Here is a 12302-nt window from a genome sequence, read left to right on the forward strand (position 1 = left end):
GCTCCCACAGGATCAGGCAAACCCTGCGCTGACGCGGCGATGTGGCGCCGGGCCACCCTGTAAAACCTATCCTTGCTGGTGCTACGCTGCACACTCAGTAGCCAAGGATTTCACAGGTTTCATGGACGATAGCCTGCATGCCGCCCGCATGGGCGATCTCATTCTTCATCCGCCGCTGATGGCCGAGCTGGTCAGTGGCCTGGTCGAGGCTGCGGTCTATGCGGCGGCGGTCGCCGCGGTCGGTGCCGCCATCGGTGGCGCGGTGGTCGCGGTGGTCGGTACCGGCGGTGCCGCCGCCGTGCTCACGCCGCTGATCGCCGGGGCCATGGTCAGTGCCGCCAGCCTGCTGCCGGGTGGCGAGGACAAGAGTATCGGCGATCGCATATCCGACTTCAGCAATTGGGTCGGCAATTCCTTGTTCCCCCCGGAGCCCTACGGCGCCATCAGCAGTGGCTCGCACAACACCCGCATCAACGGCATCTTCGCCGCCCGCGCAGCCGGGGTGAGCGGTGGCCCGGTCGAGGCGCCCGCCGTGGGCGAGGAGCCGTCGATCCTCGAAAATATCGGGGCGTACGCCATGGTCGGGGCATCCATGGTGTTGCCGGTGATCGGCCTGGCCCAGGAGATCAACAGCATCTTCAACCCACCGGTGACGACCCCCGCGGCACCCGGTACGATCCCCAAGCCCCAGGACAAGGCGGTGTGCAGCAAGCACCCGCCGATGCCTGAACAGTTCGTCGCCCAAGGCTCCGACAAGGTGTTCATCAATGGCCAGCCCGCCGCCCGGGTGGGAGACAAGACCACCTGCGACGGGCCCATCGGCATGACCTTCTCGCCCAATGTACGTATCGGCGGCGGTACGCTGACAGTGCGCGACATCCATGATGGCAAGAGCGCCGCGGCGAAGATCATCGGCTTGATCGCGGGGATGCTCATCAGTCGAAGGGGAATGCTCAAAGATCGCCGATGCGGAGTGGGCAACCCAGTGGCGCCGTCCACGGGCGGCAAGTTCCAGGACGGTCCTGAGGATGTGGACTTCAGGTTGGCGGCGCTGGTGCCGATTACCTGGGCGCGCCGCTACGACAGCAACGACAGACGTGTCGATGGCATGTTCGGCATGGGCTGGAGCGTGCCTTACGAGGTGTGCCTGGAACGTGTCGCGCACCCGGAAGGTGGAGAGCTGTGGATCTACGTCGACGAGGAGGGTGCGCGGCTGGAGCTTGGTCGCCTGCAGGTCGGCAGCGCATTCGTCAGCATTCTCGATGGTTTGGCGTTTTTCCATCAGGACAACGGTTTCACCATCGTCGAGAACATCAACAGCGGACTGTATCAGGTGTTCCATACCGATCCGCTGGAACCCCGGCGCTCGCGGCTGGTCAAGCTGGGCGACCGTAATCTCAATACCCTGGAGCTGTTCTACGACGCGCAGGGACGCCTGCAGTTTCTGGGTGACAGTTTCGCTCGCACATTCATCGAGCTGCACTACACCGAAGCCCAACCCCGTCGCGTGTCGGCGGTGCACAGGCTGTACTTGCAGGCCGGCCAGGCCTTTGCGGTCGAGCGCCGGGAATGCCTGGCACGGTATGGGTATACCCCGGCGGGCCAACTGGAACAGGTCGCCGACGGCGAAGGGCGGGTGCTGCGGCATTTCGCCTACACCGACCAGGGATTGCTGGCCAGCCATACGCTGCCCACGGGCGCGATTCGTCAGTACGAGTGGGCCTGCTTCGCCTCTGCGGCCATCCGTCGTCAGCCCTGCAGCCTCGACGGCACGCCTTATCACATGCCGCCACTGCTTGAGCCACAACCAGACCATGAGTGGCGTGTGGTGCGGCATTGGGGCAGTGATGGCGAGGAGTACCGCTTCACCTATGATCTTGAGCAAGGCCATACCCAGGTGGTCGACGGCCTGGGGCGCACCGAGCATTATCACTGGGGGGCGCTTTACGAAATCCATACCTTCCGTGATGCCTTGGGGCAATGCTGGCGGTATGACTACGTCGATGGATTGCTGCGCCGCAGTATCGACGCACAGGGGGGCGAGTGGTCCTACGGTTACGATGCCCTTGGCCGTCTGGTCGCCACGACCGATCCCCTGGGGCGTTGTGAAAGCATCGGCTACATCGAGCATTGGGCCTTGCCAGACCGTATCACCGACGGAGCAGGGCGGTTGCGTCGCTATACCTATGATCGACGGGGCAATCTGCTTGCCGAAATCGACCCGCTCGGGCAACAGACCCGCTATGACTATGATCAACAGGGACGACTGGCGCGGATTGTCGATGCGCAGGGCAAGGACCGCTCGTTGCGCTGGAATGAGCGAGGCCAGCTGATTGCCACGCGTGACTGCTCAGGACAAAAGACGGCTTATCGCTATGACCCGCAGGGGTACTTGAGCGAGTTGCGCAACGCCGAAGGCGGTACCACGCGATATCGTTTCGATGCCCGTGGCAACCTGTTGCAGCGCGAACTGGCAGACGGCAGGGTCGAGCACTATCAAGTCGATGCGGCCGGCCAGCTGACAGGCCATACCGGCCCGGACCAATGCATGACCCAATGGCAGTACGACGCCAGCGGCCGGCTGCTGCAACGTACCGATGCCATGGGCCTGACCGTACGCCTGGGCTGGGATGCCTACGGCCGCCTGCAGCAGCTGGAAAACGAGAACGGCGAGTGCTACCGCTTTCAGTGGGATGCGCTGGATCGACTTCTGGCCCAGAAGAACCTCGACGGCGGTGGTTACAGCCTGTCGTACGATGCGCTGGGCAACGTCGTCCAGACGACCCTGCATCCGGCCAGTACAGCGGAGCCCCCTCTTGCGGGCAGCCCTGAGGAAGCGGACGTTCAGGTGCAGTTGCGCTGCTTCGAGCATGACGCGGCCGGGCGCCTGGTGCGCAAGCGAACCGAGGATGGGGTGACAGCGTATACCTACGATGCAGCCGACAATCTGCTGTCGATCCGTTTCAGCGACCAGGCTGGGCAATCCCGGCAACTGGACTTTGCCTATGACGCTTCAGGGCAATTGCTGGAGGAAAGCTGCGGCCCAGGGCAGCTCGGATACCGCTACGACCCGTTGGGCAACCTGCAGACCCTGACCTTGCCGGACCAGCGTCGGATCAATTACCTGCGCTACGGGAGTGGGCACCTTCACCAGCTCAACCTCGATGGCCGGGTAATCAGTGATTTCGAACGGGATGCGTTGCACGCCGAAGTCCTGCGAAGCCAGGGCGCATTGTCAACCAGGACACGCCACGACAGCACGCGGCGTCTGGTGCAGAGGGTCATCGAGTACCAGGATGGCGCACAGGCGGTGCTGCCTTTGCTGCAAAAGGATTACCGGTACGATGCCGGCAACAATCTAGTTGGCGAGGTACTGACCCAGACCCAGCGCTGCGGCAATGGGCTGGGAGTGGAGCTCGATGAGATCATCGGGCGCTTTCAGGCAGGTGCTGGTGGGCGCGTCAGCTATGACTACGGTCCCACCGAACGTATCCACGGCACATCACGTCAGTTGCCCCACCGGCAGTCGCCGACTGTCGAACACTTCGGCTATGACCCTGCCGGGAACCTGCTTGATGGTTACCAGGTCGGTGGCCGGGTGCGCCATGACCGGGTCAAGGTGTTCCAGGACAGACGCTACCGCTACGACCGCTTTGGCCGGCTCAGCGAGAAGCGCAGCGGCAACCGCCTTGTCCAGCATTTCGAGTATGACGCCGAGCATCGGCTGGTCAGGGTCAGGCAGCAACGCGGAGCAGTCCGCGAGCGAATCGAGTTCGCCTATGATCCCTTGGGCAGGCGAGTCGACAAGCGTGTCTATCGTGACAATCATGAAGCACCCGTCAGCCGGAGCGAATTCCTGTGGCAAGGGTTGCGTCTGCTGCAGGAAGTACAGGATGGCAGGCCGAGCCTGTTCCTGTATGCCGATGCGACCAGTCACGAGCCTCTGGCCAGGGTGGATGGAGCGCCTGGCCATGAACGGGTCTTCTACTTCCACACCAATCTTGCCGGTCTGCCAGAGCAACTGACTGATGAGCGCGGCATGAGTGTCTGGCACGGCAATTTCCAGGTGTGGGGCAACAGCAGGGAGGAGTGGCACGCACCCGAACAGGTCAGTCGGCAGAACCTGCGCTTCCAGGGGCAGTACCTGGACCGGGAGACCGGGCTGCATTACAGCATGTTCAGATTCTACGACCCGGATATCGGGCGGTTCACCCAGCAAGATCCTGTCGGCCTGCTGGGTGGCGTGAACCTGTACCAGTATTCACCCAACCCGGTGACCTGGATCGATCCGCTGGGGTTGAGTTGCAGTCATGCCAAGATGCAACCTTACCGCGACGATGTCATGGTCAAGGGGCCGCACGCCGATATCTACGTCAACAACCGGAAAGTTGCCGAGGCGCGCTTGTCCGATGATGGCGACTGGTTCCGCTGGGGCGAGTTGATCAAGGACAAGAAGATGCTGAAAGAGGCGGACAAAGTCATCGGTGGCATGGGCAAGGACACCTCCATCATGACTGAAGCCGTATCGCAGACACGTCGGGCGCTTGCCGATTTCGAGCAGATCCTCAAGCACAACAAGCCAGCTACCCGCCTCTACCAGCAGGCGGAGCGAGGCGTTGTCAGGTTCAAGAAACTACTGGAAGCAATCACATGACGTTCGACGATTTTGTAAAGGGCAAGCTGCAGGTGCGGTTCGGGGCTTCGCTGGAAACACTCATGCCCGGTTTTCACAAACCCACCGTGCAGATGATCAGCGAGCCGGATCAGCGCTTCGGGGTGTTCTCGCAAGGTATCGAGTACCTGTTCGACATGAACCAGCTCTGCCTTGTGCAATATGATATTTCGCGCATCCGCACAATGTCCTTCAACCGGCATCCGATCGATGAGACGACGTCTGTGGAGGCGTTCAAGGATTACCTGACCGAGGCAGGGGTGGGCTTCGAGGAGGAGCGCAAGGATGGGCAGACCATCCTGCTGACCACGACGGGGGTGAAACTGTACTTCGATGGGCAAACGCCGTGTTTCTCCACCGCCATGAAAAGCTGGTGATCCTGTACGCAGTGCGCAGTGCCAGAAAGGGTGGCAGGGCGGTCAGGGCAGCCAGCCGGAAAGCTGCCCTGAGCCGTTTCCCCTGACGCGTTTCAGCGTTTGCCGAGGATCTTCCCGAGCATCTCTGGCCGCGGCGCGCCTTGCTGGCTTTGCAACTGCCCCTTTTCATCCTGATAGAAGATCGCCGGGGTTGCGGCCAGGCCCAGTTCTTCCATCAGCGCCAGATTCGCCTCAAGTTTTTTCTGTACCGCCTCCGGCACCTTGTCCAGCGCCTTGAGCGAGCTGGCCTTGCCGGCCTTCTCGTGTTCCTGCAAGGCCTTGGCAGGGTCCTTGGCGGCGAGCAGCGCGGCGGACTTGCCCGGACTGTCCTCGCGGATGATGCCGACCATGATGTGGCGCAGTTGCACCTTGCCCGAGTCGACCCAGGGCCGCGCCTGCTGCCAGAACATGTTGCAGTAGGGGCAGTTGGGGTCGCTGAACAGGTAGACGGTACGCGGCGCATCGACCTTGCCGTCCTGGATCCAGGCGGTCTTTTCCATCTTCGCCCACACGGCCTTGCTCATCGGTGCGTACACCAGTTTTTCCAAGGGTTCGGCGCTGAGGTCCTTGCCTTGCTCGTCGAACAGGCTGCCCACCAGGACGTGCTTGCCGTCGGGGGTGAGGTACAGGGCAATGCCGTTGTTGTGGTACTCGGCGGCATAGCCGCGCAGCCCGTCGGGGGCGTCGAAGCTGCCCTTGATCACGGCACCCTTGGCTTGCAGTTGCTGGATCGCCTTGGGCAGTTCCTCTGCTTGCAGCGTGGGGGTGGCAAGCAGGGCGAGGGTCAGGGGCAGCAGTGCATTCAATCGCATGTCAGTTTCCTTGTGGGGCGGGCGCATCGGCGCGTTCGAAGGGTTCCAGGGCGTGGCGCAGGCTGGCGCGCGACAGTTCGCCCAGGTGGCTGCCGACCAGCCGCCCTTCGGCGTTGTAGAACAGGGTGGTGGGCAGGGCCATGGAGCCGACCTTGCGGGCCAGCTCGCCCGTGCCGTCGAACAGCACGTTGGAGAGGGTCAGGCCGGTGGTGGCCATGAAGGTGCTGACGTTCTCAGGGGTCTCCCCCTGGTTGACGAACAGGAAGGTCACATGGGGATAGTCGTCCTCGGCCTGTTGCAGCACCGGCATCTCGCGGCGGCAGGGTGGGCACCAGGTGGCCCAGATGTTGATCACCAGCGGGCGACCGCGGTAGCCATGCAGGGCCACCGCCTGGCCGCGGCTGTCGCGCAGGCTCATGTCGGGCAGCTCAGTGCCTTTGCTGTAGAGGTGGCTGGCCAGGCTGGCGAGCCCCCAGAACAGGGCGCCGCTGAACAGCGCCCAGCCCAGCGGACGGCGCAAACCCGGGCGGCGCCAGCCTTGCCACAGGGTACCGAGCACGATGCCCAGTAGCCCACCCCAGAGCAGGAAGCCGCCGTCACGGATATCGATGATTTGCAGCAGGTCATCGCGGTACATCGGCCAGTAGGCCAGGACGAACCCCAGGCGGGCGAACAGCAAGCCCAGCAGGAACAGGTTGAACAGTGCCGACTCCGGGTTTTCGCCGCCGCGCTTGGCGACTCGCCAGCCGACCAGGCTGGCAATGCCCAGTGCGGCAAGCAGCAGCAGGTGGTTGAGGGCCATGGTCAGCGGCCCGAGAGTGATGGTGAGCATCAGCCTTGGCTCCTGGTCTGGGCCCAGTGCTGGAGGAATCCGGCGGCGTCGATTTCACCGGTGATACGGCGGGCGCGGCGTTCCTCGCCCTCCGGGCCGACCCAGATCAGGCTGGGCGGGCCCGGAACCTGGTAGCGTTGCAGCAGCTCGCGGCTGGCCGGGGAGTCGGCGGTTACATCCAGGCGCAGCAGGCGCACGTCGTCAAGGCTGGCCTGGACATCGGCACGGGCGAACACCTGCTTCTCCATGACTTTGCACGACACGCACCAGTCGGCGTAGTAGTCCACCAGTACCCATTGGCCACGGGCTTTGGCGGCATCGAGTTCACGCTGCAGCTCGGCCGGTGCGCTGACGGTGACAAAGGCGTCGTGGCCGCTGGCGGGGACCGTGGCCGCGCTATTGCCGGCGAAAGGCTGCAACGGCTGCCACACATCTTTGCCACCGGCTGCGGCGCCCACCAACAACAGGCCGCCCCACAGCGCGCCCAGCAGTGGGATAGCACGCAAGGCGGGCAGGCGCTGCAGGGCTGGCCAGGCGGCCCAGCCCAGAGCGATCAACCAGGCACCGGCCAGGGCCAGCACCAGCGTTTCCGGCAGCAGGCCGCGCACGGTGTACAGGGCCATGGCCAGGAACACGAAGCCGAACAAGCCCTTGACCAGGTTCATCCAGGCGCCTGGGCGTGGCAGGTAGCGATTGCCCAGGGTGACCAGCAGCAACAGCGGGACACCCATGCCCAGGCCGAGGGTGAACAGCACCAGTGCCCCTTGCAGCACGTCGCCGCTCTGGGCGATGAACAGCAGCGCGCCGGCCAGGGGCGCGGTCATGCAGGGGCCCAGCAGCAAGCCCGACAGGGCGCCCAGCAGCGCCGCGCCATACAGGTTGCCACCACGGGTGCCTTGCCCGGCGCGGTCCAGGCGGTCACGCAGGGCGGCGGGCAGTTGCAGTTCGAAAGCGCCGAACATGGGCAGGGCGAGCAGCACGAACAAACCAGCCAGGCTGCCCAGCAGCCAGGGTTGTTGCAGCCAGGCTTGCAGGCTGGCGCCCAGCAGCGCGGCGATCACGCCGAGGGCGGCATAGACCAGCGCCATGCTCAGCACATAGATGCCGGCCAGCCACCAGCCACGTCGGGCACTGGCGCCATTGCCCAGGACCAGCCCGGCGAGGATCGGCAGCATTGGCAGCGAGCACGGGGTGAAGGCCAGCAGCAGGCCCAGGCCGAAGAATGCCAGCAGGCTCCAGGCCAGGCTATCCTGCTGCAAGGTGCCGGCCAGGGCCTGGTCGCTGGCCTGGTCGGCAGCCGGTGTTGCCGCAGCCGCCCCGCCCAGGGCGATCGGGGTGGTCTGCGGCGGATAGCATAGCCCTGCGTCCGCGCAGCCTTGCCAGCCCAGGCGCAGTTCCCCGCTGGCGCTGGCCGGCAGCAGCAGTTCGAGTTGGGTGCGGTAGACCGCGCTGTCGCCGAAGAACTCATCGTGATGGTTCTCGGCCTGGGGCAGGGGCGGGTGCTGCTCGGGGGGCAGGCCGTCGAACTTCAGGCGCTTCTGGTAGAGGTAGTAGCCGTCCTTGATCTGGAAATGCAGGCGCGTCTGGCCGTTTTCCAGGCGGTCGTGAGTCAGCACGAAGGCTTCGTTCACCGGCAGGAAGTCCGGTTTGACCGCGAACGGGTTGGCCTGTAGGGGGCCGGCGAGCAGGAATGTCAGGAAAAGCAGGAGAACACGCATGTCGACGCCTTGGCAGAACTTTGAAGGAGGCCATGCTGGCCTTGGGTTATTAACTGAAGGTTAAGCTGGTCCTAGGACCGTCGGTGGGGGCGTTGCAGCGCCTGATGCTATCAGCCCGACGAACGTCGCCAAACCGGTTCATAATCCCCCCTTAATGATGAACCTGTGCAATGCCATCTTCCCCACCCAGGAGCCCCCCCATGCACGTTCTGCTCTGCGAGGACGATGACCTGATCGCCAGCGGCATCTGCGCCGGTCTCTCGGCCCAAGGCCTGACCGTGGACCGGGTGGCCAGCGCCTCGCAGGCTCGGCAGATGCTGCAGACCGCGAAGTTCGACGTGATGATCCTCGATCTGGGCCTGCCCGACGAAGATGGCCTGAAGCTGTTGCGCCGCCTGCGCCAGCAGGGCGAGATCCTGCCGGTGCTGGTGCTCACCGCCCGTGACGCGGTCACCGACCGGGTCGATGGCCTGCAGGCCGGTGCCGACGATTACCTGCTCAAGCCCTTCGACCTGCGCGAACTCGCCGCCCGCTTGCACACCCTGCTGCGTAGGGTGGCCGGGCGGGCGGTGAACGTGATCGAGCATGGTCCGCTGCGCTACGACCCCAGCAGTTGCGAGGCGACCCTGGCTGGTCGGCCACTGGACCTGTCGCGGCGCGAACAGGCGCTGCTCCAGGCGCTGCTGCAGAATCCGGGGCGCGTGCTTTCCAGCGAGCAGCTCAAGGATTGCGTCTATGGCTTCGGCGACGAAGTCGAGAGCAATGCGCTGAACGTGCATATCCACCACCTGCGGCGCAAGCTGGGCAACAGCATCGTCGAGACCGTGCGCGGCCTGGGTTACCGCCTGGGCCCGGCCCAGGCGCCGGAGGAGGCCGCATCATGAGCCTGCGGGTACGCCTGTCACTGATCCTCGGCAGCGTGTTCATCGTCATCTGGGCACTGGCGGCGGCGTGGATGCTGCGTGACCTGCGCCAGCAGATGATGTTTTCCCTCGACCAGCGGCTGGTGGCCTCGGCGCGCATGGTCGCGGGGCTGATCGACCAGTTGCCGCAGCCGCTGACCGCCAAGGGGCAGGACGCGCATTTCTCCGCTGACCAGTTCAGTGTGCCGGATGGCATGGCCTGCCAGGTCAGCTCGTTGCGTGGCGAGATCCTCGCCAGCAACCACAAGCACGATGGCGCCATGGACGACGAGCGCAGTGGGTTCCGTGACCAGACCATCGATGGCGCCTCATGGCGTACCTTCACCTACAACCATGGCGACGTGCGTATCACCACCGCCGACCGTCACCAGGAGCGCGAGGCGCTGAACCAGTCGATCCTGCTGGCGGCCTCGGCACCGGTGCTGATGGCCCTGCTGGGCAGCCTGGGGTTGTTGTGGATCGGCTTGGGCAAGGGCCTGGAACCGCTCAATCGCATGCGCGACGCCTTGCGCAGGCGCCGCGCCGACAGCGTCGAGCCGTTGCAGGTGGCCGGCCTGCCCAGCGAACTGCAACCGCTGCTCGACACCCAGAACCAGCTGTTCCTGCGCATCGCCCAGACCCTCGAGCGCGAACGCCGCCTGACCGACGACGCCGCCCATGAACTGCGCAGCCCGTTGACCGCGATCAAGACCCACCTGCAGGTGGCGCGCATGACTGACGGCGCGGTGCGCGAACAGGCCCTGGAACACGCCGAGCAGGGTACCGACCGCATGCACCGCACGTTGGAGCAGTTGCTGATGCTGGCGCGGGTCGAGGGCAGCCTGTCGTTCGATGACGGTGTGCAGTGCAGCGCCGCCCAGGTTGCCCGGCAGGCCATCGAGGATGCCGGGGGCGGCGACAACCGCCGTATTCACCTGCATCTGCCCGACGAAGCGGCCAGGGTCTACCTGGGCATGCCGGCGCCGCTGGCGGTGGCGGCACTGCGCAACCTGCTGGACAATGCCCTGCGCCATGGCGGTGATGCCGCCGTGGAGCTGGATGTGCAGGCGCAGGACGGCCAGGTGGATTTCCTCGTGCGCGACCATGGTCCAGGTATCGCGCCGGCAGATCTCGAACACCTGACCGAGCGTTTCTGGCGCAACGGCCAGAGCGGTGGCTGCGGCCTGGGGCTGGCGATCGTCCAGGCCATCGTCCAGCGCTGTTCTGGCAACCTGCGTTTCGACAGCCAGGCCGATGGCTTGCGGGTGTGCCTGCAGGTGCCGGCACGCTCGGGGAGTTGAGTTCATACCTATCGCGGGGCAAGCCCGCTCCCACGCAATTCGCATCCGCGCGACTGCTCTTGCCGGGCCAGCGCATGGCGTGGGAGCGGGCTTGCCCCGCGACAGAGGCCGCAGATCCTCAACAAATCCGACGGCAACCGCTAAATCCGCACCTCGCTGAAGCGTTTTTCAAGCGATAAGAACCCGACACACATCCGGTTACAGGGCGCGTGGCGGGCACATTCGCTTGCTTGCGAGGGATTTTCCGATGTCGACCGCTTCCAGCCTTGCCCAGGTGCTGCCGGCCACCGCGCCGCGCCCCCTGTACGAATTCGAGGATTCGCCCCTGCTGTTGCGCCAGCAACAGCAGGAGTCCAACGCCCGCAGCTACCCGCGACGCATCCCGCTGGCGCTCAAGCGCGCCCGAGGCCTGTACGTCGAGGACGTCGAGGGCCGCCAATTCATCGACTGCCTGGCCGGTGCTGGCACGCTGGCCCTGGGTCACAACCATCCGGTGGTGATCGACGCGATCCAGCGCGTGCTGGCTGACGAGCTGCCACTGCATACCCTGGACCTGACCACGCCGGTCAAGGACCAGTTCGTCCAGGACCTGTTCGGCCTGTTGCCCGAGGGCCTGCGCGGCGAAGCCAAGATCCAGTTCTGCGGCCCGACCGGTACCGATGCGGTGGAGGCCGCGCTCAAGCTGGTGCGTACCGTGACTGGGCGCAGCACCGTGCTGGCGTTCCAGGGCGCCTACCATGGCATGACCCAGGGCGCCCTGAGCCTGATGGGCAGCCTGGGGCCGAAAAAGCCACTTGGCGCGCTGCTGAACAATGGCGTGCAGTTCCTGCCCTATCCCTATGACTACCGCTGCCCGTTCGGCCTGGGTGGCGAGGCGGGCGTGCGCGCCAACCTGCACTACCTGGAAAACCTGCTGAACGACCCCGAGGCCGGGGTGGCGCTGCCAGCGGCGGTGATCGTCGAGGTGGTGCAGGGCGAGGGCGGTGTGATCCCTGCCGATATCGAGTGGTTGCGCGGGCTGCGGCGGATCACCGAGCAGGCCGGGGTGGCGCTGATCGTCGACGAGATCCAGAGCGGCTTCGCCCGCACTGGCAAAATGTTCGCCTTCGAGCACGCGGGCATCGTGCCTGACGTGGTCACCCTGTCCAAGGCCATCGGCGGCAGCCTGCCGCTGGCGGTGATGGTCTACCGCGACTGGCTCGACCAGTGGTCGCCGGGTGCGCACGCCGGCACTTTCCGTGGCAATCAGATGGCGATGGCGGCGGGCTCTGCGGTGATGAAGTACCTGGTCGAGCACCGTCTGTGCGAGCACGCCGAGGCCATGGGCCAGCGCTTGCGTGGGCACCTGCAGCGGTTGCAGCAGGACTATCCGCAGCTCGGCGATATTCGTGGCCGTGGCTTGATGCTGGGCGTGGAGTTGGTGGATCCGGCGGGCAAGCGCGACGCGCAGGGGCATCCGCCGGCATGCCGCAGCCTGGCGCCGAAGGTGCAGCGCGAGTGCCTGCGCCGCGGCCTGATCCTCGAGCTGGGCGGTCGCCATGGTGCTGTGGTGCGCTTCCTGCCGCCGTTGATCATCAGTGCCGAGCAGATCGATGAAGTGGCGGCAAGATTTGCCGAAGCCGTCGCGGCGGCGGTCAAGGCCGGTTGAT

At 65.2% G+C, this 12302-nt stretch carries 8 protein-coding genes; 5 read left to right on the forward strand and 3 right to left on the reverse strand.

Annotated features, from left to right (window positions below; translation table 11 throughout):
- Nucleotides 1-121: 121 nt before the first annotated feature.
- Together ACZ9C1_RS00760 and ACZ9C1_RS00765 are read left to right on the forward strand one after the other, a co-directional pair.
- Nucleotides 122-4654, forward strand: coding sequence for an RHS repeat-associated core domain-containing protein (locus tag ACZ9C1_RS00760; RefSeq protein WP_476253392.1), 4533 nt, complete (start codon nucleotides 122-124; stop codon nucleotides 4652-4654).
- Nucleotides 4651-5049: a hypothetical protein gene (locus ACZ9C1_RS00765; protein ID WP_102684967.1), complete on the forward strand. Its 399-nt coding sequence runs from the start codon at nucleotides 4651-4653 to the stop codon at nucleotides 5047-5049. The genes ACZ9C1_RS00760 and ACZ9C1_RS00765 overlap by 4 nt, the downstream gene beginning before the upstream one ends.
- A gap of 92 nt (nucleotides 5050-5141) precedes the next feature.
- On the opposite strand, the gene dsbG is transcribed toward ACZ9C1_RS00765, so the two are convergent.
- The 3 genes from dsbG to dsbD are packed head-to-tail and all read right to left on the reverse strand — an operon-like array spanning nucleotide 5142 to nucleotide 8450.
- Nucleotides 5142-5900 carry a thiol:disulfide interchange protein DsbG gene (gene dsbG, locus ACZ9C1_RS00770; protein WP_102684968.1) on the reverse strand — a complete coding sequence of 253 codons (759 nt, stop codon included), beginning with the start codon at nucleotides 5898-5900 and terminating at the stop codon, nucleotides 5142-5144.
- A 1-nt stretch (nucleotide 5901) separates the two neighbouring features.
- Nucleotides 5902-6732, reverse strand: a complete 831-nt coding sequence (locus ACZ9C1_RS00775; RefSeq protein ID WP_102684969.1) for a TlpA family protein disulfide reductase — start codon at nucleotides 6730-6732, stop codon at nucleotides 5902-5904.
- The gene (dsbD, locus tag ACZ9C1_RS00780; RefSeq protein WP_476253393.1) at nucleotides 6732-8450 is read right to left on the reverse strand and encodes a protein-disulfide reductase DsbD; all 1719 of its coding nucleotides are present in this window, start codon (nucleotides 8448-8450) and stop codon (nucleotides 6732-6734) included. Before dsbD ends, ACZ9C1_RS00775 begins: the two co-directional genes overlap by 1 nt.
- Nucleotides 8451-8650: 200 nt before the next feature.
- Between dsbD and ACZ9C1_RS00785 the strand changes: the two genes are divergently transcribed.
- The 3 genes from ACZ9C1_RS00785 (at nucleotide 8651) to ACZ9C1_RS00795 (ending at nucleotide 12301) form a co-directional block, all read left to right on the forward strand.
- On the forward strand, nucleotides 8651-9334 hold the full coding sequence (locus ACZ9C1_RS00785) for a response regulator (RefSeq protein WP_102683106.1): 684 nt from the start codon (nucleotides 8651-8653) through the stop codon (nucleotides 9332-9334).
- The gene (locus tag ACZ9C1_RS00790) at nucleotides 9331-10653 is read left to right on the forward strand and encodes an ATP-binding protein (protein WP_457378267.1); all 1323 of its coding nucleotides are present in this window, start codon (nucleotides 9331-9333) and stop codon (nucleotides 10651-10653) included. The genes ACZ9C1_RS00785 and ACZ9C1_RS00790 overlap by 4 nt, the downstream gene beginning before the upstream one ends.
- Before the next feature lie 247 nt (nucleotides 10654-10900).
- Nucleotides 10901-12301 carry an aspartate aminotransferase family protein gene (locus ACZ9C1_RS00795; protein ID WP_102683108.1) on the forward strand — a complete coding sequence of 467 codons (1401 nt, stop codon included), beginning with the start codon at nucleotides 10901-10903 and terminating at the stop codon, nucleotides 12299-12301.
- Nucleotide 12302: the final 1 nt, after the last annotated feature.

The organism is Pseudomonas sp. TE21435, assembly GCF_056279265.1.